Origin of the sequence: Streptomyces sp. NPDC005576 (assembly GCF_042871745.1) — a bacterium.
In the GTDB taxonomy this organism is placed as follows: Bacteria; Actinomycetota; Actinomycetes; order Streptomycetales; family Streptomycetaceae; genus Streptomyces.
On record NZ_JBIAJC010000007.1, the window covers coordinates 231,217 to 256,041 of the forward strand.

At 72.0% G+C, this 24,825-nt stretch carries 18 protein-coding genes and 2 pseudogenes; 14 read left to right on the forward strand and 6 right to left on the reverse strand.

Annotation, left to right across the window (positions count from 1 at the left end):
* Nucleotides 1-6: 6 nt before the first annotated feature.
* From ACFYPN_RS14660 to ACFYPN_RS14680, 5 genes are all read right to left on the reverse strand, one after another.
* Entirely contained in the window at nucleotides 7-1,155 is a 1,149-nt protein-coding gene (locus ACFYPN_RS14660; RefSeq protein WP_389298403.1) for a serine hydrolase domain-containing protein, read from the reverse strand.
* A 198-nt stretch (nucleotides 1,156-1,353) separates the two neighbouring features.
* Complete coding sequence (locus ACFYPN_RS14665) at nucleotides 1,354-1,899, reverse strand: DinB family protein (protein ID WP_358759006.1); 546 nt, start codon at nucleotides 1,897-1,899, stop codon at nucleotides 1,354-1,356.
* Nucleotides 1,900-1,968: 69 nt separating this feature from the next.
* Complete coding sequence (locus ACFYPN_RS14670) at nucleotides 1,969-2,544, reverse strand: histidine phosphatase family protein (protein WP_358759008.1); 576 nt, start codon at nucleotides 2,542-2,544, stop codon at nucleotides 1,969-1,971.
* A 65-nt stretch (nucleotides 2,545-2,609) separates the two neighbouring features.
* Complete coding sequence (locus ACFYPN_RS14675) at nucleotides 2,610-3,050, reverse strand: GNAT family N-acetyltransferase (protein ID WP_389298406.1); 441 nt, start codon at nucleotides 3,048-3,050, stop codon at nucleotides 2,610-2,612.
* A 52-nt stretch (nucleotides 3,051-3,102) separates the two neighbouring features.
* Nucleotides 3,103-4,563 (reverse strand): PLP-dependent aminotransferase family protein, encoded by a 1,461-nt coding sequence (locus ACFYPN_RS14680; protein ID WP_389298408.1) that lies wholly within the window; start codon nucleotides 4,561-4,563, stop codon nucleotides 3,103-3,105.
* Here ACFYPN_RS14680 and ACFYPN_RS14685 point away from each other — a divergent pair.
* The 3 genes from ACFYPN_RS14685 (at nucleotide 4,562) to ACFYPN_RS14695 (ending at nucleotide 7,430) form a co-directional block, all read left to right on the forward strand.
* A complete protein-coding gene (locus ACFYPN_RS14685; protein WP_358759014.1) occupies nucleotides 4,562-5,599 on the forward strand; it encodes a DMT family transporter in 1,038 nt (345 codons plus the stop codon). The genes ACFYPN_RS14680 and ACFYPN_RS14685 overlap by 2 nt on opposite strands.
* A 45-nt stretch (nucleotides 5,600-5,644) precedes the next feature.
* A complete protein-coding gene (locus tag ACFYPN_RS14690) occupies nucleotides 5,645-5,857 on the forward strand; it encodes a DUF1918 domain-containing protein (RefSeq protein WP_358759016.1) in 213 nt (70 codons plus the stop codon).
* Nucleotides 5,858-5,996: 139 nt separating this feature from the next.
* On the forward strand, nucleotides 5,997-7,430 hold the full coding sequence (locus ACFYPN_RS14695) for a hydrolase (protein WP_389298410.1): 1,434 nt from the start codon (nucleotides 5,997-5,999) through the stop codon (nucleotides 7,428-7,430).
* A 137-nt stretch (nucleotides 7,431-7,567) separates the two neighbouring features.
* On the opposite strand, the gene ACFYPN_RS14700 is transcribed toward ACFYPN_RS14695, so the two are convergent.
* The gene (locus tag ACFYPN_RS14700) at nucleotides 7,568-8,773 is read right to left on the reverse strand and encodes a glycoside hydrolase family 10 protein (protein WP_389298508.1); all 1,206 of its coding nucleotides are present in this window, start codon (nucleotides 8,771-8,773) and stop codon (nucleotides 7,568-7,570) included.
* Nucleotides 8,774-8,996: 223 nt separating this feature from the next.
* On the opposite strand from ACFYPN_RS14700, the gene ACFYPN_RS14705 reads away from it, so the two are divergent.
* From ACFYPN_RS14705 to ACFYPN_RS14755, 11 genes and pseudogenes are all read left to right on the forward strand, one after another.
* Nucleotides 8,997-9,857, forward strand: coding sequence for a 3-hydroxybutyryl-CoA dehydrogenase (locus ACFYPN_RS14705; RefSeq protein ID WP_389298412.1), 861 nt, complete (start codon nucleotides 8,997-8,999; stop codon nucleotides 9,855-9,857).
* Nucleotides 9,858-10,308: 451 nt separating this feature from the next.
* A pseudogene (locus ACFYPN_RS14710) lies at nucleotides 10,309-10,550 on the forward strand (IS5/IS1182 family transposase); the annotation flags it as partial.
* A gap of 257 nt (nucleotides 10,551-10,807) precedes the next feature.
* The gene (locus tag ACFYPN_RS14715; RefSeq protein ID WP_389298414.1) at nucleotides 10,808-11,860 is read left to right on the forward strand and encodes a pyridoxal-phosphate dependent enzyme; all 1,053 of its coding nucleotides are present in this window, start codon (nucleotides 10,808-10,810) and stop codon (nucleotides 11,858-11,860) included.
* Nucleotides 11,857-13,131 carry an MFS transporter gene (locus tag ACFYPN_RS14720; protein ID WP_389298416.1) on the forward strand — a complete coding sequence of 425 codons (1,275 nt, stop codon included), beginning with the start codon at nucleotides 11,857-11,859 and terminating at the stop codon, nucleotides 13,129-13,131. The genes ACFYPN_RS14715 and ACFYPN_RS14720 overlap by 4 nt, the downstream gene beginning before the upstream one ends.
* A gap of 67 nt (nucleotides 13,132-13,198) precedes the next feature.
* Entirely contained in the window at nucleotides 13,199-14,272 is a 1,074-nt protein-coding gene (locus ACFYPN_RS14725; RefSeq protein WP_389298418.1) for an ornithine cyclodeaminase family protein, read from the forward strand.
* A gap of 11 nt (nucleotides 14,273-14,283) precedes the next feature.
* Nucleotides 14,284-15,099 carry a class I SAM-dependent methyltransferase gene (locus tag ACFYPN_RS14730; protein ID WP_358759028.1) on the forward strand — a complete coding sequence of 272 codons (816 nt, stop codon included), beginning with the start codon at nucleotides 14,284-14,286 and terminating at the stop codon, nucleotides 15,097-15,099.
* Nucleotides 15,096-18,392 (forward strand): amino acid adenylation domain-containing protein, encoded by a 3,297-nt coding sequence (locus tag ACFYPN_RS14735; RefSeq protein ID WP_389298420.1) that lies wholly within the window; start codon nucleotides 15,096-15,098, stop codon nucleotides 18,390-18,392. Before ACFYPN_RS14730 ends, ACFYPN_RS14735 begins: the two co-directional genes overlap by 4 nt.
* Nucleotides 18,389-20,143, forward strand: a complete 1,755-nt coding sequence (locus tag ACFYPN_RS14740) for an AMP-binding protein (protein ID WP_389298422.1) — start codon at nucleotides 18,389-18,391, stop codon at nucleotides 20,141-20,143. The genes ACFYPN_RS14735 and ACFYPN_RS14740 overlap by 4 nt, the downstream gene beginning before the upstream one ends.
* Complete coding sequence (locus ACFYPN_RS14745) at nucleotides 20,140-22,434, forward strand: M20/M25/M40 family metallo-hydrolase (protein ID WP_389298424.1); 2,295 nt, start codon at nucleotides 20,140-20,142, stop codon at nucleotides 22,432-22,434. The genes ACFYPN_RS14740 and ACFYPN_RS14745 overlap by 4 nt, the downstream gene beginning before the upstream one ends.
* Before the next feature lie 225 nt (nucleotides 22,435-22,659).
* A pseudogene (locus tag ACFYPN_RS14750) lies at nucleotides 22,660-22,758 on the forward strand (3-hydroxybutyryl-CoA dehydrogenase); the annotation flags it as partial.
* Nucleotides 22,759-23,275: 517 nt separating this feature from the next.
* Nucleotides 23,276-24,019 (forward strand): class I SAM-dependent methyltransferase, encoded by a 744-nt coding sequence (locus ACFYPN_RS14755; protein WP_389298426.1) that lies wholly within the window; start codon nucleotides 23,276-23,278, stop codon nucleotides 24,017-24,019.
* Nucleotides 24,020-24,825 lie beyond the last annotated feature (806 nt).

Below are 24,825 nucleotides of genomic sequence, written 5' to 3' on the forward strand. Positions count from 1 at the left end.
CGCGCCTCACAAAGACGCGTAGACCGACTCGACCAGAGCCATCTTGCGCGGGTCGTCGGCGAGCCCCACGCCCATCCGGTTCATGACGTAGCCGAGCGCCACCCCCGACTCCGGGTCGGCGAGCCCGCAGGAACCGCCCGCCCCGTCGTGGCCGACCGCTCGCGGGTTGGGGCCGTAGGAGGCGTTCGGGCCGCTCAGCCAGACGCCGAGGGCGATCTCCGTCTCGTGCGTGAACCCGCCCCCCAGCACGAGGTCACGGCAGCTGCCCTGCCCCTCCCGCACCCGCTCGGCCGCGTCCTCGGAGAGGACGCGCCGGCCGAACAGGGTGCCCCGGCCGGCGAGGATGCCGTAGAGCGCGGCGACCGCGCGGGCGGTGCCGTGGCCGTTCGCCGCCGGAATCTCAGCAGCCCGCCAGGCGGCGGTGTTGGCCGCGGCCGCCCCCGTGGCGGGGTTGGCGAGGGAGGCGACAGCCACCGGGGGCAGACCGGCGAAGAACGCGGCCTGGGCGGGCGATGCCTTCGTCGTGACCAACTCCGCGACCCTGCCCGCCTCCTTCTCCGGCAGTCCCACGGTGAAGTCGATGCCGAGCGGGCCGGTGACCTCGCGTCGGAGGAACTCCCCCGGCAGGTCGCCACTGATCCGCCGGACGACCTCGCCGACCAGGAATCCGTAAGTCAGCGCGTGGTAACCGGAACGGGTACCTGGTTCCCACCACGGCTCGGTCGCGGCCAGCCTCGACGTGGTGCGCTCCCAGTCGTAGAGGTCGGTGAGCGAGTGCCGCTCGCGGAGCCCGGCGAGGCCGGCCCGGTGCGAGAGGAGGTCGCGTACCCGGACTTCTTCCTTGCCCGCCGCGGCGAACTCGGGCCAGTACGACGCCACCGGGGCGTCGAGGTCCAGCAGGCCCCGGTCGGCGAGGATGTGGGCGCAGAGCGCGGTCGGCCCCTTGGCCGTGGACCAGACGTTGACCAGGGTGTCCCGCTCCCACGGGCGGGTCCGTGCGGCATCCGCCCACCCGCCCCAGAGGTCGACGACCGGAGCACCGTCCACCAGGACCGTGACGGCCGCGCCCAGTTCGTCGCGTACGGCGAAGTTCTCCTCGAACGCGGTGCGCACGCGCGCGAACCGTTCGTCGCAGCGGCCTTGGATCTGTACCACGGTGGCCTCCTCGTCCGGGGCGGGGCCCGGAGGTCGGGGCCCGCGTCGTCCCTCGGCGCGCGGAACGGGTCCGGGCGTCGCGGCGGTACGGGCCGGGCCGTCGGTACCCCCGGGTCCCGGGCCGTCCGGGACCGGCCCGACGCCCCGCAACATACCGACTGGTCGGACGGATGGAAAGGCGTGATGCCGGTCCGGCTGTTACAGCCCCACCGCGCCGTCGATGCCCTGGCGCAGCAGATCGGCATGACCGTTGTGCCGCGCGTACTCCTCCACCATGTGGAGCAGAACCCACCGGAGCGAGATCCTCCCCTGCCAGGGGTCGTCGGCGGACACGTCGAGATCCGGGGCTTCGGCGACGAACCGTTCCGCGAAGTCGACCTCTTCCCGCCACACCCGCCAGGCTTCCGCGGTGCGTGCGGCGCCGGGGACCGCACGGTCGAACGCTCCGTCCGGCTCGTCCACCGTGGAGAAGGGCGCCGCCCCCTCCTGTCCCGCCAACCGCTGCCGGAACCAACGGTGTTCTACGTCGGCGAGGTGCCGGACGAGTCCCAGCAGGGACAGGCCGGAGAAGTCCACGGACCGCATGGCCATGGCTTCGGGGTCGAGCCCGGAGCACTTCAGGACCAGGGTGTCCCGCTGGCGACGCAGGGAGGCGACGAGCATGGTCCGCTCGTCGCTCTGCGTCGGGACCTCGACCCGTGGGTCGCGTCCGGGGTCGGTGAACATCTCCGCAAACCGTTGCATGTCCGGGATTGTGACCCATGTACACCCCGGTCGCACCGGTTTTCACCCTTCCGGTGAGGGCTCGGTACGTCAGCGGGCGGGCGGTTCCAGGGAGAGGCTCCAACGGCCCGGCTGCCCGACGAGGGTGACCGTCGACAGAGGGCGCACGTCGATGTTCCAGTACGCCGAGGGCGGAGCCTTCAGCGTGTAGACGAGGACCGCGCGGACCACCGGGGGCTCGGCCACCGCAACGATGGAACCGCCGTCCGCGGGGCGTGTGTCGAGCCAGTGGCCGATGCGCGTGATGAAGCCGAGGAGCGGCTCGCCGCCGTGCGGCGCGGAGCGGGGATCGGCGAGCCACGCGTCGACGGCGGCCGGCTCGCGGGCCGCGACCTCCGCCAGGGTCATGCCCCGCCAGCGGCCCATGTCGCAGTCCCGCAGGTCGGGTTGGGCCATGGGGGCGTAGCCGAGGGCGTCACCGGTGGCCCGGCTGCGGGGCGTCGGCGCACAGTAGCGGAGGTCCGCCGCGCCGAGCGGGACCAGGGCGTGGGCGACGAATTGCACCTCGCGCCATCCGGCGTGATCGAGCGGACGGTCGTCGTCGAAGCGCTCGGCGAGCAGGGACGAGCTTCGCGCTGCCGCCACGAGGGAAACCCGAACACTCATGGCCGCGATGGTGATACCGACAGCCTTTCGGGTCAAGGGGACGCGCATTAAAGGGAGTTGACAGCTCAGGGGTTGATCAGGGCCATCCACCTGCCGGGTCCCTCCGGGCCGCGGCAGCCCGCCTTCTCGTACGCCCCGTGGGCGTCGCCCGTCGCGAGCAGAATCCGGCGGAAGCCGGACGGGGCGAGGTGATCGCGGACCGTCTCGGCCAGCCGTACGCCGATCCCCCGATCGCGGGCCGCCGAGTCGACGTAGACGTCACAGAGCCGGGCGAAGGTGACGTGATCGGTCACCACGCGCGCGTAACCGACCTGTGTGCCGGAACTCCGTTCGCACACAAAGAATTTGAGCGAGGCCGCGATGGCCGCGATGGCCGCGTGCACGGTGGCGCGGCTCCGGCCGAGCGCCCAGTAGGCGTCGGCGGAGAGCCGGCGGTGGATGCGGGCCGGGTCGAGCAGGGCGGGATCGGCCGAGATGTCGTACTCCTGCATGACTGGTTCATCCATGACCGCAGGGCACGGGGCGCCGTGCAGCCCACTCGTGCCACTCTCCCTCCGGTCACACTCCGGAGGGGGCGAGGGTGTCGTACGCGAGGCGCAGCCGCCTGACACCCTCCGTGATCTCGGCCGCCCCGGAGGCTGCCGCGAAGCTGATCCGGGCCTGCCCGGAGGGCGGTTCGGCGCAGAAGTACGGGCGTCCGGGAGCCACGGCGACCCCCGCGCGCAGGGCACCGGAGACGAACGCGGCCTCGGCGGCACCGCTGCCGCCTCCGTCGCCGGGGACGCGCAGCCAGAGGCTGCCGCCACCGGACGGGACGTGCGGCAGGTCGAGTTCGGGCAGCGAGCGGCGGAGTTCCGCGGCGAGCAGGGTGCGTCGGCGCGCCAACTCGGCTGCCACGGAGCGCAGATGTGTACCCCAGGAGGGAGACCCGACCAGTTCCAGGGCGGTCTCCTGGAGCGGTCTGGGCACGAAGAAGCTGTCCACGACCTGGATCGCGCGCAGTCTCTCCAGCACCGGACCGCGCGCGGCGAGCGCGCCGACGCGGAGGCTGGGCGAAGTGATCTTGGTGAGCGAGCAGACGTGCACGACGACCCCGTCGGGGTCGTCGGCGGCGAGCGGCGGCGGCAGCGGGCCCGCGTCCTCGTGGGCCAGGCGGCGGGCGAAGTCGTCCTCCACCACGAACGCGCCCGCGGTCCGCGCGATCCGCAGTGTTTCGGCCCTCCGCACGGGGGCGAGCACCGCGCCCGTGGGGTTCTGGAAGAGCGGCTGGCAGACGAAGACGCGGGCGCCGGTGGCACGGAAGGCGGCGTCGAGGAGTTCGGGCCGCACCCCGTCCGCGTCCACCGGTACGGGGACGGGCCGGAGCCCGGCGGCGCGGGCGGCGGCCAGCATGCCGGGATAGGTCGGCGACTCGACGAGTACGGGCGCCCCGGGCGGAGCGAGCGCGCGCAGCGCGGTGGCCAGCGCACTCTGGCCGCCCGCCGTGATCAGGATGTCGGCCGCACCGACCCCGGGCCCGATCTCGCGGGCGAACCAGGCGCGCAGCTCGGGCAGGCCGTCCACCGGTGGCCGGTCCCAGGCGCCGGGGCGGCGGCCGGCCCGCGCGAGGGCGGCGGCCAGCGCCCGTTCGGGCTGGAGGGAGGGGTGGAGGTAGCCGCCGTTGAACTCGATGACCCCCGGCGGGGGCGGGGCGAGGGTGACGAGGACCCCGGAGGCGTCGACGGTACGGGGCACCACCTCGGGCCCGCCGTCGCCGCTGAGCGAGACCTCCTGCCAGGACGTGTCGCCCGGAGCCGGCGCGGTGGTGCGCGGCTGAGCACGGAAGGCGCCCGCCCCGGGGCGGGTGACGACCAGCCCCTCGGCGGCCAGCTGGGCGAGGGCCCGGGTGACCGTGACCGGACTGACCCGGAAGCGTTCGACGAGAACGCGACTCGACGGCAGCTTCCCACCAGGTGAGTAGCGGTTCAGCTCGCCACGCAGATATGTCGCCAACTCCCCCACACTGCTACGCTCATTCATGAGAGATGACAGTAGCGCTACCCCACTGATGACGATAGCGCTCGCACCCGCCACCACCGCCGCTGCCGCCGGCGCCACCACCGCTGCCGCTCCGGCGACTGCCGTGCCCCCTGGTGCTCCCCCGGCCACTCCCACAGCCGCACCACCCGCCTCCGAACGGTCAGGTTTCGTCCTCGCCTCCCTCGGGGTCGTCGCCTTCTCCCTGACCTTCCCGGCCACCGTGTGGGGGCTGCAGAGCTTCGGCCCCTGGTCCCTGGTGGCGCTGCGCAGTGTGCTCGCCGCGCTCATCGCGGGCACGGTCCTGCTGGCCGCCCGCAGCCCCTGGCCGGGCCGCCGCCATCTGGGCGGGCTGCTGGTGGTGGCGGGCGGGGTGGTGGCGGGGTTCCCGCTGCTGACCACGCTCGCGCTGAGGACGACGACCTCCTCGCACGCGGCCGTGGTGGTGGGTCTGCTGCCGCTGACCACGGCGGTCCTCTCGTCCCTGCGCACGGGCTCCCGCCCGCCGCGCGCATTCTGGATCGCGGCGCTCGCGGGGGCGGCGGTGGTGCTCGCGTTCACCATCGGCCAGAGCGGCGGCGCCGTATCCGCCGGTGATCTCTATCTGTTCGGTTCGCTGGTGGTGTGCGCGGCCGGGTACACGGAGGGCGGCCGGCTGGCGCGGGTGATGCCCGGCTGGCAGGTCATCGGCTGGGCGCTGCTCCTCTCACTGCCGGTAGCGGTGGCGGGCAGCGCGGTGGCACTGTCGTACGAGCCCGTACGGCTGACCGGGCACGGGATCGCCGGCCTCGTCTGGCTGGCGGCCGGCTCCGCGTTCGTCGGGCTGTACGTCTGGTACCGGGGCATGGCGGAGATCGGCATCCCCCGGGCCAGCCAACTGCAACTCGCCCAGCCGTTGTTGACGCTGGTCTGGTCGTTCCTGCTGCTCGGCGAGGACCTTTCGGCGGCGGCCCCGCTCGCGGCGGTGGCCGTACTCGTCTGCATCGCGGCGACCCAACGGGCGGCCGCCCCACGTGAGCGCCCGACGTCACAGTCATAGACTTGTCGACAAACGGAACCACCGTCCAGGAGGAGGTCGTTCCCCATGGAGGCACACACCGGCGACCGGTTGCTGACCCACGGCAGAACCGTGGGCCGGCCCGACCGGGTCGCGGAGATCGTCGAGGTGAAGGGCCCGAGCGGCACCCCGCCGTACCGGCTGCGCTACGCCGACGGCCACGAGTCGCTGGCGTACCCGGGGCCGGACAGCGTGGTCCAGCACGGGGGCGGGCGGAAGGAGCCGGAAAAGGCAGGCTGACCGTACTGGGCGCGGGAGCGTCCCACCCGGCACGACGAGTCCGTGCCGGGGCAGGGGGCAACCGGCTCCGCCCCTTCGGGCATTCCTCGTGCCCCGTGGCTTCCTGACCCGGCACCGTTGTCGCGTTTAGCGTCCATGGGTGAACCTCTGGACCTCCCTCGAACCCGCCTCCGCGACCGTGGACCCGGGTGGCAGTACGACCGTGCGGCTGCGTCTGCGCAACACCGGTGACGTGGTGGACGAGTACCGGTTCGAAGTGGTGGGCCCACTCGCCCCCTGGGCTCTCGTGGAGCCGCAGTCACTCCGGTTGTTCCCGGGGACGACGGGGACGGTCGCACTGTCGTTCTCCCCGCCGCGCACGCCGGACGCGGCGGCCGGTCCTCATCCTTACGCGGTGCGGGTCACGCCGACGGAGCATCCGCAGGCCACCACGGTTCCGGAGGGGAACCTCACCGTCACCCCGTTCACGGAGATGCGGGCGGAGCTGGTGCCCCCGACCGTGAAGGGCCGTTTCCGCGGACGTCCCAGGCTGGCCGTGGACAACCTGGGCAACACCAAGCTCACGGCCTCGGTGCGCGGCAGCGACAACGGGGATCAGCTGTCCTACGACATCAGTCCGAGCAATGTGCAGATCGATCCGGGACGCGCGGCGTTCCTGCAGACGACGCTGAAGCCGCGGCAGATCATCTGGATAGGGTCCAAGGAGGACCGGCCGTACACCTTGGCGGTGCAACGGTCGGGTGCCACGCCGCTGGACGTGGCGGGCACCTACGTGCAGCGGAGCGTCTTGCCGCGCTGGCTGGCGGCCCTCGTGAGCATTCTCCTCGCCCTGACGATCGCGTTCGTGATGATCTGGCGCGCTTACACGCCCCACGTCGACACCACTGCCACCGAAAAGCCCCAAGAGGCGGCCGTCGGCACCTTGCCGCCCCTTCCCTCGCCAACTCCCGGGGCTCCGAAGGCCACGGCAGCCACGGCCCCGGCGCCCCCGGCCGCCGCCGCGACGCAGGGGGCGGACGCGGACACGGACGCGGGTGGGGCGGGAGGCGATGGACCCGGGGAGAAGGAGACCGAGGCCCCGGAGCGGACCGCGGCGATCGCTGTCCAGCAGAAGGCAGCGGAGGATCCGGGTACATCGCACATCTGTTACCGCGTCTTCACGAGGGACCACGGCTGGTCCGACGCCGAGTGCGACGGTGGCACGGCGGGCACGGCAGGCTCGGGGGAGCAGATCACCTCTGTGAACATCGCGGTGTCCAAGAGCAACGGCACGTCCAGCAACGCCATGGTCCGCAACCCCACGGCGACCGGGCAGTACTTCCCCTACGGATGGTCGAGCGCCGTGGACGGCGCCGACAACTACGCGGGCAGCACCGAGAAGGGCGCCCCGTACATGCGAGGGTTCACCATCGAGGTCGACGGCGGCAACAGCACCGTCTGTCAGACCACGTACGTCCACAACGATGACTGGCTCGCCCTGGCTTGCGACGAACCCGGCAACGGGTTGCCGTTCACCTACGCCGGCACCCACGACAACGACCCGTGGATCGAAGCGGTGAGGCTCACCGTGTGATCCGCCGTCCGCCGTCCGCCACCTCTCTCCGATCTCCGACGATCCGCCGTAGCCCCGGACCCGTAACCCTCGCCGGATCGGCCTGGGAGAACCGGCCCCCGCCCTCCCCCGGGGACTCGTCGACGCAGGGTTCGCCCTCACCCCACCCCGTAGTGGTCCACCGCCACCCGGGACATGGCGCCGATCCGGTCCGCCTTCACGCTCTTCGCGGAGAAGAAGGCGTGTCCGCCGACGGCCGGGTACTCCTCGGCGAGGGTGAGGTGGCGGGAGAGTTCGGACGCGTTCTGCCAGGCCGCGGACTGGGCCGGGTCGCCGGCCTTGTAGAGCGCCTCCCCGATGTAGAGGTCGACGTCGGTGCCCTCCACCACCTCTGCCCACCAGGGGACGAGCTGGGCGTAGTCGGCCCCCGACTGTCCGATGCTCCAGTACAGCTGCGGGCAGATGTAGTCGATCCACCCCTCGCGGACCCACTTGCGGGTGTCCGCGTGGAGGTCGTCGTACGTCTGCACCCCTGCGGCGGTCGGTGAGCCGAGCGGGTCCGTCGTCTTGTTGCGCCAGACGCCGAAGGGACTGATGCCGAAACGGACGTGCGGCTTGATCTCCTTGATGCGGTCGGCGGTCTCCTTCACCAGTCGGTCGATGTTGTCCCGGCGCCAGGCCGCCTTGCTGCTGAAGCCGCTCCCGTGGCGGGCGTAGGTGGCGGCGTCGTCGAAGACCTGGCCGGAGACGGGGTAGGGGTAGAAGTAGTCGTCCCAGTGGACCGCGTCGATGTCGTACCGGCTGACCGCGTCGAGCATGGCGTCCTGGACGAACGCGCGGACCTCCGGCAGTCCCGGGTCGTAGTACAGCTTCCCGCCGTACGGGACGACCCAGTCCGGGTGGACCCGGGCGGGGTGGGTGGCGGCGAGCTTCTTCGGATCGGTCTGGTTGGAGACGCGGTACGGGTTGAACCAGGCGTGCAGTTCGAGGCCGCGGTCGTGGGCCTCGGTCACCGCCGTACCGAGCGGGTCCCAGCCGGGGTCCTTGCCCTGCACGCCGGTCAGGTACTGCGACCAGGGCTCATGGGGAGAGGGCCACAGCGCGTCGGCACTCGGCCTGACCTGCAGGATCACCGTGTTGAGCCCGAACCGGACGGCGCGGTCCAGATGCGCGATCAGCTCGCTGCGCTGGGTGGCCGCCGACAGCCCGGTGACGGAGGGCCAGTCGACGTTCGCCACGGTGGCGATCCACATCCCGCGCACCCCGGTCGCCACGCGGTGACGTCGGTCACGGGACACCGGCCCTGCCGCCCCCGCCGGACCCGGGGTGGCCAGGGCCGCCACCACTCCGGCCGCGCCCAGCATGAATGCCCTCCGGCCCATGCGCCGCATACGCTCCACCTTCCGCTCGTGCTCGGTCGCACCGCTCCGGTCGGGTGCGTGACGCAGATCATGCCTTCTCGGACCGTCGATGACCCGCAGGTAACTTGGGCCGCGTCGCCGGGTACCGTCTGGAGGTCGAAGCGGGTACCGCCACCCACGGCCCCGCGATACGGAGATCAGGGAGAGGCACGAGGTGACGGACTCTATGGCCGACATTGCACGCGTCGGAGTGGTCGGCTGTGGCCAGATGGGCGCAGGTATCGCGGAGGTCTGCGCGCGCAGCGGCCTTGAGGTGATGGTCGCGGAGACCACCGGCGAGGCCCTGGAAATAGGGCGTACCCGACTGCACAACTCCCTGTCGAAGGCCGCCGAGCGCGGCAAGATCACCGAGGACGAGCGCGACGAGACCCTCGGCCGCCTCAGCTTCACCACCGACCTCGGCGAGTTCGCCGACCGCGATCTGGTCATCGAGGCCGTCGTCGAGAACGAGCAGGTCAAGACGGAGATCTTCCGGGTGCTCGACCAGGTGGTGCCCCGGTCGGACGCGATCCTGGCGTCCAACACCTCGTCCATCCCGCTGGTGAAGCTCGCCGTGGCCACTTCCCGCCCGGACCAGGTCATCGGGATCCACTTCTTCAACCCGGCCCCGGTGCAGAGGCTCGTCGAACTGATTCCCGCCCTGACGACGTCCGAGCAGACCGTGCAGCGGGCCGAGGCGCTCGTACGGGAGGTGCTGGGCAAACACCCCATCCGGGCGCAGGACCGGTCCGGGTTCGTGGTGAACGCCCTGCTGATCCCGTACCTCCTCTCTGCCATCCGGATGTTCGAGTCGGGCATCGCCAGCCGTGAGGACATCGACAACGGCATGGAGATGGGCTGCGCCCACCCGATGGGGCCGCTGAAGCTCGCGGACCTGATCGGCCTGGACACGGTGGCCTCCGTCGCCGACTCGATGTACGCGGAGTACAAGGAGCCCCTGTACGCCGCTCCCCCGCTGCTCCAGCGCATGGTCGACGCGGGCCGGCTGGGGCGGAAGACGGGGGCGGGGTTCTACCCGTACGCCTGAGTTCCCGGAGGCGGGCCCGGCGCGTGGCGCCGCCGGGCCTGTGGGGGCACGTTCCCCTAGGTCAGGGCCGTGTGCGGCCCCGAAGGGTCTCGCCCGCCACCACTACCGGCCCGCCGCCGTGCCGGAGCGACGGCGTGGAGGCGTCGGCCCGAAGCCTTCGGCCTTTCAGCGCTGTCGCAGCCTTCCGTGCTCGTACTGCGGAAACTCCCTCGGACGTTCCTCCGGCAGAGCGGAAAATCCCTGAAAAGTCCCTGGCGGCTCAAGCCCGGGACCTGCGCACTACGAGTCCGTGAGCGTTCGGGCGGCATGGTACTTGGCCGCGCTACCGAGCCCGGCGCGCGAGGAAGTCGCGGTCCTCAGTCTTCCGGAGGGGACTGACACGCCGCGATGCCACCGCGGGTCGAGTACGGCGTGAGGTTGCGGTCCTCGGACGCCCCGAACGGCGACATGCTGGGCGGACAAGGCGTACCAGGGAGTCGGCGGACCGGTCCGGGTGCCCTTTCGCGGCAGTCGGCTCAAGCGAGGGAGGCGTCGTCACCACAGCAGTCACGCCCACGATCCGCTGCCTCGGCGAACAGGCCATGGCCACCCATGGCCACTCTCAAGGGCTGGCGCCTCCTCCGGAAGCTCCGCTGCAGCACCAACCGGATCACGGGCATAGTGAAGGCCGTCGTCGTCCTTCACCACGCCTCAACGTGGGGTTGGAAAAGGCTCGGTGTCGGCCATTTTTTGAGCGTTTCTCAGATCTTTCGCCTCCTCCCCGCGCTCCTGTCGGACCATCGTCGGCACAGGTCGCCGAGACAGGGACGCAGGATGGCCGAGAACCGTCCGTGGGGATTCCAGCCAGATGTCATCAGGCGCATTGGTTATGTCGTTGATTACTCCTGGGGGCTGGTGCCTAAGGTCTTCTCGTATTCGGTTCACAGCGGTGCCGAACTCGGGGGGAAGCGATGTCGCTTGTCAGGCCTGTCCTGGAACGGGCTCTCGGCAGGACTCCGTTGCTCCACCTCACCGTTAGTCACCGAGGACGTTCGCGCTGGCTGGCGCTGAAGCTGGAGGGGTATGGTCCCAGCGGTTCGGTCAAGGACCGCAGCGCCGTCGGACTCCTGCAGGCCCTGCACGACGAGCAGCCGCTGACACCGGGCACCGTGGTGGTCGAGTCGACCTCGGGGAATCTCGGCCTGGCGCTGGCCCGATTACTGCGCGCCGTCGACTGCACCTTGCTCGCGGTGGTCGATCTCAAGACCCCGCCCGTCACTCGCCGCATGCTCGAGGCCGACGGCGCGCGTGTCCTGGTGGTCGACGAGCCGGACGGCCAAGGCGGCTATCTGCTGAGCAGGCTGCGCACCGTGCGCGAGCTGCTGGCCCAGAACCCCGGCTACCGCTGGCCCAACCAGTATGAGAACTGGGCCGCCCCCGAGGTGCATCGCACCACCACGGGCCCAGAGATCACCGAAGACGCCGGTGCCGGGCTCGACACGGTCTACGTCCCTGTCTCCACCGGCGGAACCCTGGCCGGCATCGCCTCCCATCTGCGCGAGCACCGCCCCGACGTCGCCCCGGTCGCCGTCGACGTATGCGGTTCACTGGCCGTCGCCGGCAGCGCGGGACGCCGGTTGATACCGGGGATCGGGGCCAGCCGCCCCTCCGCCTTCCTGAAAGGCGCGGACAGCTACGACCGCCTCGTACAGGTCGACGACGTCGAGGCAATCGCCGTCTGCCGGATCATGGCCGAGGACCTGGGGCTCGTGCTCGGCGGGTCCAGCGGCTGCGCCGTGCGCGCGGTGATCACCGATCTGGCGAACGATCCCGCGCCACGGGGACTTTCGGTCTGTGTGGCCGCCGACGGCGGCGAAAAGTACCGCGACACCCTCTACTCCGACGACTGGGCGAGCGAACAGGGCATCGCCGAACAATTAGCCGCCACGACGAGAGAGCTGCGCCGTGAGGGCCTGTTCTTCACGCGGCGGCAACCGCACCACCTGGAGCACCAGCGATCATGAGTACGAGCATCACGCCAGGACGGCGCGAGAGCGGCCGCCACTACCGGCAGTTCCTTCCGCTGGTGCAGGGCGCGACCTTGATCGAATGGACTGGGACCGGCCTGTTCCTCGCCGTGTCGACCATCTACTTCGTCAAGGTCGCCCATCTCAGCACCTCGTCCGTGGGCATCGGACTGACGATCGGCGGCGCGACCGCGCTTTTCACCGCCCTGCCCATCGCCCGGCTGGCCGAACGCTTCGGCCCCAAGTCCGTGCTGGTCGGCGTCATGCTCCTGCGCTCCTTGGCCACCATCGGCTATCTGTGGGTGGACGGCTGGTGGAGTTTCCTGCTGGTCGTCTCCCTCATCGCCGTCACCGAGCAGTCCTCGCCCCCTCTGGTCCAGGCTTATGTCGGCGCGCGGGCGCCGGAAAGCCTGCGCGCGAGGGTGATGGCCGTCCAGCGCACCGTCGTCAATCTGGGCATCAGTCTGGGAGGGCTGATCGCCGGAGTCGCCCTGGGTTCGGGCTCGCACGGCGCGTTCCGGCCGCTGCTGATCGGTGGCGCGGTCGCCTACGTCATCGTGGCCGCGGTGTTCGCCACCGCACGCGACGAGGGCTCGGTCGGCAGCGTCGGGACGACGGGCGTACGGGAATTGCTCAAGGACTGGCGGCTGTTGGGCTTCACCACGTACAACGCGCTGGTGTCGCTGTGGATGCCGGTGCTCAACGTGGCGCTCCCACTGTGGCTGGTGACCGCCACCGAGGTGCCGGAGCGCTACGTCGGCATCCTCTACGCCGTCAACACCGTGCTCTGCATCGCCCTCCAGTACCCCCTCAACCGCTGCTACGACACGACGCGTCGGGCCTGGTTGTCGTACGCGACCGCGGCGGCGCTGCTGAGCTGCGGCGCGCTGGCGTTCGCCGCCGCGCCGGGCTTCGGGACGCGCGGCGCACTGCTGACGTTGGGCGGCGCGGTCGTGCTGCTGACCTTCGCCGAGTTGCTGCAGGTCGGCGCGTCCTGGACGCTCTCCTTCGAGCTGGCCCCCGAGGGGGCGCGCAGCGCCTACCTGGTGCTGTTCAACACCAGCCGCACCGTCGCCAACCGGGTCGTGGGCCCGGTCCTCATGACGGGTGTGGTGCTCGCCCTCGGCGAGGCCGGCTGGATCACGCTCGCCTGTGTGCTCCTGGTGGGCGCGTTCGTTCCCCTCGCAGCGCTGCGAGGGCCGCGCCGTGCCGGGACGGCCGGGCCGGTGGAACGCGCAGACGAGCCAAAGGCGCGTACCGGCCGCTGACCTCCGGCCTGTTGGGCCGTCCCCCGTCCGAGCATTCCCCACCCCGGCCAAGGAGGCCCCGCTCCCCATGGACTTCGAGCGATACCCAGACAGTCACTTCCTCCATCTGACGCGCGCGGACGTCGTGGAGGCCGCCCGGGGCGTGGACATCGTGCAGACGGTGGCCGAAGCGCTGACGCTGCACAGCGCGGGGCAGTCGGTCCTCCCCGAGGAGGCCTACCTCGGCTGGACGACCCCGCGGGGCGACTCGGCCCGGCTGCTGGCGATGCCCGGCGCGCTGCTCGACGTCGGCCGCCCGCCCGTCGTCGGGCTGAAGACCATCAACGCCTCACTGGGCAATCCGGCACGGGGCATTCCGCGCTCCCAGGGCTTCACCCTGCTACTCGACCCGGAGACGGCACGGCCGGTCGCCCTGATGGAGGCGGCGTACATCAGCGCAATGCGCACCGCGACGGTGACCGCGCTCGCCGTACTCCACCTGGCGGTGAGGTCTCCGCAACGGCTGGCACTCGTCGGCTGTGGCGCCCTGGCCCAGGCGCATGCCGCGCTGTTGCTGCGCACCGTGCCGACCCTGCGCGCGCTGGCGCTCTACGACGTGACGCCCGAACGCGCCGATGCCCTCGCCGCGTACGTCGCCTCCCTGCCCGGCGGCGCGAAGGTCGAGACCGTACGGGCCGAGAGCGCACGAGAGGCGGTGCGGGACGCCGAACTCGTCGTGCCCGTCACCACGGTGACGCAGGGGTACATCGAGCCCGACTGGCTGCGGCCCGGCGCGCTGGTCTGCCACGTCTCGCTGGACGACCTCACCGAGGGGGCGGTGCTCGCCGCTGACACGGTGATCGTCGACGACTGGAGCCTGGTGCGCGACGACCCGCGCCGCCTGCTCGGCCGGATGCACCGGGCGGGCACCCTGCTCGGCCCCGACGGCGCCCCTCGGGACGGGGTGACCGCACAGCCCGGCGCGCGCCGGGTGGACGCCGCCCTCGGTGACGTGCTCGCCGGCCGTCACCCGGGCCGCCGCCGCCAGGACGAGACCATCATCAGCAATCCCTTCGGCATGTCGATCCTCGATGTCGCCGTCGCCGACCGCATACACGCTCGCGCCGAGGCCGTCGGCCTCGGCACCCGGCTCACGCTCTGAGGGGACGCATCATGGCCATCGATCCCAATGTCCAGGAAATCAACCGCACCATGTGGTCGTACGGGGAGTACCGGCGAGTGGCCGACCTGCTGCGCCCCGGCGCGGTCGAGCTGGTCGGACGGCTCGCCCCTGAGCCCGGCTGCCGCCATCTCGATGTCGCCACCGGCAACGGCAACGTGGCGCTGCTGTCCGCGCAGCGCGGATCGACGGTGACCGGGCTCGATCTGACGGACGAGTTCTTCTCCGATGCCCGCGAGCGCTTCGCCGAGGCGGGAGTGGAGGTGGAGCTGCATCGCGGGGACGCTCAGGAGCTTCCCTTCGCCGACGGCTCGTTCGACCTGGTGACCTCCACCTACGGGGTGCAGTTCGCGCCCGACCATGCCGCCTCCTCCGGAGAGATGGCCCGAGTGCTGCGCCTCGGCGGCCGGATTGGCATGTGCAATTGGACGGCGCGCAGCTGGACGGCGCACTTCCAGGAGATTCTGTCCGCCTACTTTCCTTCGCCCAACGGTCATCAGGGGCAACCGATGCTGTGGGGCTCGGCGGACTACCTCGCCGAGCTGTTCGGCCCCTCCTTCACCGTCACTGCCGAACGCAGGGAACTGTTCTACCCCTTCGCGACCGCCGAGGACCTGGTCGCCTTCTTCGAGAACTGCTTCGGTCCGTGCATCGCCGCGAAGAACACGATCTCCCCGTCGTCGCGCTGGAAGGAGCTGCGCGCCGAGATGGTCGAGATGACCGAGGACTTCCACACCACGGACGAGCGGGGAACCGGCGTCCCCGTCGAGTATCTGCTCGTCTTCGCGGAGAAGAAGGGATCCCTGTGACCGCTCTGCCGACGCGCTATCCCTCGCTGCCGCTGGCCGAAGGGGCCCGGGAGCGAGCCGTCGCCGCGGCGCTGACGCGCAGCGAGCCGTACCCGCTGGACGAGGGCGTCCACGCCCACGTGGAACGGCATGCGGCCGCCCGGCCCGACCGCACGGCGATCGAGGACGGCGGACAAAGCCTCAGCTACGGCGAGTTGGCCGACCGGATGCAGCGGATCGCCGCCCAACTGGCCGCAGCGGGTGTCACCGGCGGGCAGATCGTCGCGGTTGGCGGCCGGCGCGGCGCCGATGTCGTCTGCGCCTTCCTCGCGCTGGAACTGCTGGGCGCGGTCTATCTGCCTGTCGACGCGAGCTGGCCCGCCGCCCGCGTCGACGCGCTGCTGAGGGACAGCGGCGCGGTGCTGCTGCTCACTGTCGGTGGGCCCGCCGACAGTGGCGAACTGGTCGAGGGTGCTCAGGCGGCCGGCGTGCGCACCGCCTCCCCGGCACCCGCGGACGCCCGCCGCACGCGGCCGTCACCGCCGCCCGCCGACGAAGTGCGTTACGTCCTGTACACCTCGGGATCGACCGGCCGCCCCAAAGCCGCGGTCGTCGAACACCGGGGAATGCTCAACCATCTGTGGGCCAAGGTCGACGACCTCAAGATGACCGCCGCCGACCGGCTGGCGCAGACCGCGCCGCTGAGCTTCGACATCTCCGTCTGGCAGATGCTGGCACCGCTGCTCGTCGGCGGCCGCGTCCAGATCTTCGGCGACGACCAGGCCCAGGACGGCGCGCTGCTGCTGGAGGCGGTACGCCGGGGCGGGACCACCGTCCTGGAGACCGTGCCCACGCTGATCCGCTTCCTGCTGGACGCCCAGCAGAGCGCGGGGATCCGGCCCGGAGCGCTGCGCTGGATGATCGCCACCGGCGAGGAACTGCCGCCCGCGCTGGCCCGCCGGTGGTACGAAGCCCTTCCCGGCATCCCGCTGCTCAACGCCTACGGCCCCACGGAGTGTTCGGACGACGTCACCCACGCCGTCCTCGGCGCGCCCGGCCCCGACGTACGCCGTCTGCCGATCGGTACTCCCGTCGGCAACGCCGCGCTGTACGTCCTGCGCGGCGAGGACAGGCGGTGGCACGCCTGCGACCACGGGGAGACGGGCGAGCTGTTCGTCGGCGGCCTCGTCGTGGGCCGCGGCTATCTGGGCGACCCGGAGCGGACCGCGCTCGCCTTTTTCGCCGACCCGTTCACGGAGGGCGGCGGGCGGTTGTACCGCACCGGTGACGCGGTGCGGGTGCTGCCGGACGGCCAGTTGGAGTATCTGGGCCGGGTCGACCGGCAGGTCAAGCTCGGCGGCGTCCGCATGGAGCTCGCCGAGATCGAGGCGGAGCTCGGCGCCCACCCCGCGGTGGCCGCCTGCGCGGTCGTCGTACGCACCGACGGCGACGAGGGCGCACTGGTGGCCCGCGAGAGTGCCCACACTCCGGCGGTGGGCCACCAGCGGCTGGTCGCTTACGTCACGACCCCCGACGGGGAGGTGGCGGCGGAGGCGCTGCGCGCCCATCTGGCCGAGCGGCTGCCCGCGCCCATGGTGCCGCACACGTTCGTGGTGCTTCCACGGCTGCCGCTCACTCGCAACGGCAAGACCGACTACACGGCCCTGCCCGCACCGCCGCGCCGACGCCGCCCCGGGACTCGTCCCTTCAGTCCGCCGCGGAATGAGGCCGAGGCCGCGATCGTCGCGATCGTCGCCGAACTGCTGGGCAGCGGGCAGGTCGGCCGCGACGACTCGTTCCTGGAGCTGGGTGGCGACTCGCTGCAGGCCATGCGGCTGGTCGCACGGCTGCGGGAGACGGGATCGGCGGTGAGCCTGCGCGAGGTGCTGCGCGACGGCAGCCCGGCCGCGCTCGCTGCTCTCGGCACCCGGATCCCGCCCGCCGGGAGGAGCGCCGGCACCGATCATGTCCGGGACGCTCCGCGCACTCGCCCGCTCACTCCGCAGCAGGCAGGCGTGTACTACCACTGGCGGCTGGATCCGCAGAGCCCCTACTACAGCTATCAGGGCTCCCTGGAGCTGGACGGTCCGCTGGACGTCCCCCGCCTGGCAGCCGCCTGGCGGCTGCTGCTGGCCGAGAATCCGCTGCTGCTCGCCCGGTTCGCCGAGCCGGACGAGGCGCAGGGGGACGAAGTGGTGCACCACTTCCCGCACTGGGACGTGCCGCTGCCGGAGCGGCCGCAGGAGGTCACGGCGGACGCGTACCGACGGCTGGCGGCCGAGGAAGCGGCCCGCCCCTTCGATCTGCCGGCCGCGCCGGGGCTGCGCGCCGGGCTGTTCAAGCTGCCGGACGGACAGCACCGCGTGCTGGTCACCATGCATGAGCTCCTGCTCGACGGCTGGGGCGCCACCGTCCTCTTCCAACGGCTGGCCGAGTTGTACGAGCGGCGCCCGGCCGCTCCCGACCCCGAGCGTTCCACCCGCTACGACCGCTACCTCGACCACCTCGATCGGGTGCTGGCCGCCGAGGAGACGGCCGAGGCGGGCCGGTACTGGCTGCGACAGCTCGCGGGCGATCTGCCGGTGCTCCAGATCGCGCAGAAGCAGCGCCCGGCCACGCCCACCTACCGGGGTGCGATCACCGAGGCCGTACTGGACGAGGCTCTGTCGCAACGGCTGCGGGAGACCGCCCTGTCCGCGTCCGCGACCCCGTTCGTGCCGCTGCTGGCCGCGTACGCGCTGACGCTCGGTTATTACGGTGATGCCGACGAGGTCGTCGTGGGGGCGCCGATGGCGGGCCGGGAGCGGCCGGAGACGGCCGATGTGCCTGCCTTCATGCTCGCGATGCTGCCGCTGCGGCTGCGCATCGACCCGGCCGCGACGCTCGCCGAGTTCACCGCCCTGGTGCGCGACACGGTGTACGACGCGTACGCCGCCGCGGACCATCCCTTCGGCTGGACGCTGCGTCAGCTGCCGGCCGCCTCCAGGAGCTCGGCGGCGACCCCCGTCTTCCAGACGATGTTGAACATGCTGCCGTACCCGGCCCGCGCGACCACCGCCGACGGCGTCGGCTTCCGCTTCGTCGAACTGGAAACCGGCTACACGAAGTACGACTGCGCCCTCTACGTGCAGCCGCACGGCCCGGATCGGCTCCTGCTCCAGTACGCCTACCAGCAGGAGCTGCTCGATGAACCGGTCGCACGCAACGTCCTCGAGTCCACGACGATCGCGTTGAGGGCCCTCACCGACCCGCGGCACGCCGCGCACACTGCCATCCGATCCCTCGATCTGCTGCCCGGAGGCGGACCATCATGACCACCCCGACCCTGCTGCAACGTTTCGCCGCGCAGGTGGCGGCCCGCCCCGAGGCCGTCGCCCTGCGCCACACCGGCACCACGCTCACCTACCGCGAGCTCGACGAGTGGAGCGGCCGGCTGGCCGCACAGCTCGCCGCCAAGGGCACGCGGCCCGGCTCGTTGGTCGCGCTCGCCGCTCAGCGCGGTCCCGCCGCGGTCGCCGGGGTGCTCGCCGTGTTGAAGACCGGCGCGGCCTACCTCGGGCTGGATCCGGCGATCCCCGTGCGGCGCCAGCGCCGCATGGTGGAGGAGACGGGGCCGCAGGCAGTGCTGGCCGAGCCGGGGCTCGATCAGTTCCCCACGCTGGACGCGCCCCGCGTCCGGCTGGCCCCGGTCGCGGAGGGCCCGGTGCACGGAGGGCCTGAACAGGAGCCCGACGACAACGCGTTGTTCCACATCGTCTACACCTCCGGCACCACCGGGAACCCCAAGGGCGTACGTATCAGTTACCGTTCCGTCCGCGGCCGGCTGGAGTGGATGTGGGAGGACCATCCGTTCCCCGAGAACGCGGTGCTGGCAGTGCAGAAGTCACTGGCGCTCGTCGCCTCGCCCTGGGAGCTGCTCGGTGGCCTGCTCCAGGGCGTCCCGTCGGTCGTGCTCAGCACCGAAGAGCTCCTCGACCCGGTGCTGTTCGCCGGCGTTGTCGCCGAGGAGCGGATCACCCATCTCTTCCTCACCCCGCAGCTGATCGGCGGGCTCCTGGAGGAGAGCTCGAAGCTCTCCGGTTCCCACCGGCCGGTGCTGGTGACCAGCGGTGCGGACAGCCTGCCGGTGCGAACCGTCCACCGCTTCAGGGAGGTCTGGCCCGACGCCACGCTCCTCAACCTGTACGGCATGACCGAGACCGCCTCCAACGTCGCCGCGTACGACACGGCCGCCCTGCCCGAGGACGCCGAACGTGTGCCGGTCGGCGGCGCGGTGGCGGGAGCGTCGATCTCGGTCCGCGACCGGCACGGCCGCCTGCTGCCCCCTGGTGTGATGGGTGAGGTGTGGGTCTGCGGGCCGCCGCTGGCCCTCGGCTATCTCGGCGGCGACGGCGAGGACCGCTTCACCGTCGACGACCAGGAAGTGCGCCACTACCGGACCGGTGACCGGGGCCGTCATCTCCCGGACGGGGCGCTGGAGATCACCGGCCGCGCCGACAACCAGATCAAGGTGCGCGGCTACCGTGTGGAGCTGGAGGAGATCGAGTCCACCCTCCGCAAGGCGCCCGGCGTCACCGACGCCGGGGCGTACGCCGACCTGGACGACGGCGAGCCGCGGATCGTCGCCTGTGTCACGGCCGAGGAGGAGGTGAGCGTCTCGGCCCTGCGCGGATATCTGCGCGACCGGCTGCCCGACTACATGTTGCCGACACGCATCCAGCAGGTGCCACGGCTTCCGCTGGGCCCCAACGGCAAGCTGCACCGCACCGGGCTGCGCACGCTCGTGGCGGACATCGGACAGGAGCGGACAGGGGGCTTCACGCCGTCCGACGCCACCGAGGCCGCTGTCGCGGTCCTCTGGGAGGAACTGCTCGGCACTCCCCCCGCCGACGTGGACCAGAACTTCTTCGACGCCGGAGGCCACTCGCTGCTCGCCGTCCGGCTCGCCAACCGGCTCGCGAAGATTGCCGGTCGGCGCATCCCCCTGCGCCGCATCCTCGGCGCACCCACCGTCGGCGCGATCGCCGCACTCTGCCACGAGGCCCAGGAGGAGGAGCGCGGATGAGCATCCCCTGGCTGAGAATCCGCTGCGAGGAGAAGAACGACGGCCCGGCCGACACGCTCGTGGTCTGCTTCGCACCCACCGGCGCGCACGGCTCGACCTTCGCGAGCTGGCACGGGCGGCTGCCCCACGGCATGGCGCTGGTGCTGGTCACACCGCCCGGCAGAGGCACCCGGGTGGACGAGGAACCCGTCGTCGACATGGCCGTGTACGCGGACGCGGTGGCCGCCGAGGTGCGGGCGCTCGCGACAGGCAGGCGTACGGTGCTGATCGGTGTGAGTCTCGGTGCGCTGGTGGCGTTCGAGGTCTGCCGCCGGCTGCTGGAGACCGGGGTGCCGGTGACGCGGCTGTGCGTGGTGGCCGGCCAGTCCCCGGGTGACTTCGCCGGTTCGGGCGGCGAAGTGACGCTCGATGACGCCCGCGCCTTCGCGACCGAGACCGGACTGACGGACCCCGAGCTGCTGGCCGATCCGGAGTTCGAGGAGGTGCTGCTGCCGCCCGTTCAGGCCGATCTGATGCTGGCCGCCCACTATGCCGGCCGCGCGAGCGGCGCCGCGCATGTCCCGCTGCGGGCGGTGTGGGCCGTCGAGGATCCGCACGTGTCGGAGGCGGCCGTCCGGCGGTGGCGCGAGTGGACCACAGCGGACTGCACGGTGCTGTCCGTGGAGGGCGGCCACTACGCCCACCAAGAGAATCCGGCAGCGGTCCTGGCCGCCTGTCTGGACGGCCTCGCCGAAGCTGCCGGTCCGTCGAGACGGACCGTGCTCGGCAGCGGCGCGGCGGTCGTCTCGGGCACCGTGCTCGCCCTCGGGACGTCGACAGTCGCCGCGCCGAAGGCCGCTGCCGCACAGCGGACGGCGGACGCGGGCGGCGGCACCGCAGGCCGCGCCTTCGACGGCGATCCCACCGATCCGGTGGAGCTCGCCGTCGCGATGATCCGGCAGAACACGAGCAACCCCGGGGACGGCGCGATCACGCTGCCGCACGCACGGATGCTGGAAGGGGTCTTCCAAGCCGCCGGGGTCGCCACCGAGATCGTGCCGACCCCCAAGGAGGGCAACGTCCACTTCTTCGCCCGCGTCCCCGCCGCTGCCGGCGCCGTGCGCGAGAAGCCCCTGATCCTGCTCGGCCACTCGGACGTGGTCCCCGCGATCGGGGACGCGTGGACGCGGGAGCCGTTCACCGGGGAGACCGTGGGGGGCATGCTGTACGGCCGGGGTTCCCTCGACATGAAGGGGGTCAACGCCGCCTTCGTCGCCGCCCTGCTGCGCCATGTGCGTCAGGGCACGCGATTCGACCGGGACATCGTCTTCTGGTCCGACTGCGACGAGGAACAGGGTCCGTACGGCGTCCGTTGGCTGCTCACCGAGCACCCGGGCAAGGTGCAGGCCGGAGCGGTCCTCACCGAGGGCGGCTGGGTGCTCAACCAGCGTGACGGCACGACACCCATGATCGCCGCGCTCACCTGCAACGACAAGCGCTCCCTGCTGTTGCGGCTGGAAGCGGCCTCGTACGCCACGCACACCTCCAAGCCGTTCAGCGGGCAGGCCGTGATCCGGCTGGGCGAGGTACTGGAACAGCTCGGCGGCTGGCGAGCCGCGATCCGCCCGAACACGCTGTCACGGACGTACTTCGCCGAGCTCGCCCGGGCAACCACGGACCCGGCGCTGGCCGCCGCCCTGCGGGAGATGCTCGACGCGCGCTCCGAGGCGCGGCGGAACCGGGCGGGCGATGCAGTCGTACGGCTCAGCGACACGCCCGAGCTGCACAACGCGATGCTCCGCACCACCTTGGCATTCACCTCGGCCAAGGCCGGCTACTACCCGAGTATCGTGCCCGGCACGGCGACCGCGGAGTTCCGGGCGGCTTTCCTGCCCGGTGGCGACGATCCCGGGCGGATCGTCGCCGAACTGCGCTCCCTGATCGGCAACCGGGCCACGCTGACGGTGGTCGGCAACCCCGGGGAGAGCGAGGCGCAGGCTGTCGCGCGGCTGCGCGGCTATCTGGCGGTTCCGGACTCCAGCCACGACACGGACGTCTTCCGCGCCTGGCAGACAGCCGTGCGGCGGACTCATCCCGGGGTGCGGGCGACAGCCTGCCAGTTCGAGGCCGTGACCAGCGCGGTGCCGTTCCGTGAGCAGAACGTGCCGGTCTACGGCATGTACCCCTTCACCGTGAACCGGGACATGCTCAAGCGTATGCACGGTACGGACGAGCACATCGGCATCGAGGCCCTGCGGCAGGGCACGGAGACGGTCTATCAGCTCTTGGCGGGGCTGCGCGCCGGAGCCTGAGTCCCGGGGGGGGGGGGGGGGGGGGGGGGGGGCCCGCCCGCCCCCCCCCCCCCCCCCCCCCGGCCCCCCCCCCGCCGCCCCCCCCCCCCCCCCCCCCACACCCCCCCCCCCCCCCCCCCCCCCCCCCCCCCCCCCCCCCCCCCCCCCCCCCCCCGGCCGCGCCCCCCCGCGGGCGGGGCGGCCCCCCCCCCCCCCCCCCCGCGGCCGTTCCGCCCAGGGGCAGTCTCCCGCGCCGATCAGTCGTACGCGGAGTACGAGGAGCCCCTGTACGCTGCTCCCCCGCTGCTCCGGCGCATGATGGACGCGGGCCGGCTCGGCCGGAAGGGCATGCCGAGCGGTTGCTGCGCGCCATGGACGAGCTCCAGGCGGTCCTCTGCGGCCCGGACGACATACTGCTCACCAACCAGCAGCCGGTGCCGGCGTTCACGGGACTCATGCACGCCGCCGGTTTCGGCGCACGTCACACGAGAGTGCCCGGCGACCCGGAAATCCCTGTCGAGCAGCGGCTCGCCGAGCACGGGCTGCCAGGGCTCACCGGCGCGCAACCAGCCCCGTACGCGGTCCTGCCCGGTACCCACCTGGCGGCGATACAGCTGGGCCTGGCAGGAGCACTTCCCGACCTGGAGACCGTGCGGCTGGTCAACTCCAAAGCCACGGTCGACCCGCCTGCGGCTGCCGGGCGGGGGCACCGTGGTCACGTCACTGCCCGAACTGCTCACGGCCGCAGCCGCGGGCCCGGTCGTGGTCAAGGATCCGTACGGTGTCTCGGGCCAGGGCACCGTGGTCGCCGTCCTGCACGCGCTCGCCCGAGCCCGGCCCATGAACACCGAGGGAGCAGCCCATGCCAGACATCACGTACGACACCCGGACCGCCGCCGCCTACCGGGCCGCCCGCGACATCCCGCTCGACGGGCTCACGGCCTGGCGCGAGGCCCTTGCCGAAACGGTCCAGTTGCGGGAAGGCATGACCGTGCTCGATGTCGGCGCCGACACCGGCTTCTTCGCAACCGCCTTCCACACCTGGTTCGGGGTACGAGTCCTTGCTGTCGAGCCCGCCGCCGCGATGCGCGCCATCATCCCGGCGGGCGCCGGGATCGAGGTACTCGACGGACACGCGGCCGCTCTGCCTGTGCCCGACTCGAGCGCGGACGCCGCCTGGCTCGGCTCGGTCATCCACCATCTGCCCGACCTGGCGGCGGCAGCCCGCGAATTGCGCCGCGTCCTCAGGCCGGGCGCCCCTGTACTGATCCGCAACGCCTTCCCCGGCCGCTTCGACCGCGACCTGCGCGTCCGCTACTTCCCCGGGACCGCGTCCGGCATCGACGCCTACCCCAGCATCGACGAGGTCACCGCCGCATTCACGGCAGCGGGTTTCGACCGCACCCGTGTACTGCGCTCCCTGCCTCACGAGGCGGCACCGACTCTCGCCGCGTTCGCCGAGCGCCTGGACCGCAGCACCGATTCAAAGCTCCGGGCACTGTCCGACGATGCCTACGCCCAAGGTCTGGCCCAACTGCGCCGCGCGGCAGCCGACCACCCCGACGAGCCCGCCACCAGCTGGATGGACCTGCTCGTCCTCGCTTGAGGTTCCGGGAGTGCCATACATCGGGAGTGCCAGGAATCAGGTCGGGCGGCCCCTGGGTGCGACTCCCCCGGGGTCGCCCGAACCCGATCATGGCACTTCCGCTACCGAGGCCCTGGGGAGTGACGAAGGCCGGAGCGCTTCAGCCGGAGCCGGTCCGAGTCGCCCTGGTGGAGGAGACCCTGACGATCAGCCGGTCCGCGCCCGACGACTGATCGCTCGACCGAAGAATCCTGGTGACGCCTGTCGTTCGGCAGCGCTTCCCCCCTCTTTCTGGCGTCGGAGTACCCCACCGGTCCGTGGCACCGAGATCGGATCGACACGCTGGGGCTGGACGAGAACGGCAGACCGGTGGTGATCGAATTGGAGAAAGCTCTGACAGCGGGGGATGTCGCAGGCCGCCTCATGCTTCACCTTCACTCCTCACCTGGCTCCCCGACCGCCCTTTCGCCCCGGCGGCGTGCGGAGCGGGACGCGGTGGTCGGCAACACGTCGGCGGCCCCCTGCGCCCTCTTCATCGGCGGGCGCCGGCCTGGTGCCTGCGTGTCTGCATGTCTGCGTGTCTGCGTGTCTGCGGGTCTGCGGGGCTGCGTGTCTGCGTGTCTGCGTGTCTGCGGGACTTCTACAGGGAGTTGACGGTGGTGGGCCTCCCTCCTCTTCCTCGGCGTCACGGCCGTGGGGGGGGGGGGGGGGGGGGGGCGGGGGCCCCCCCCCCGGGGGGGGGGGGGGGGGGGCGGGCGGGGGGGGGGGGGGCGCGCCGGGGGGGGGGGGGGGGGGCGCGGGGGGGGGGGCCCCCAAAAACCCCCACC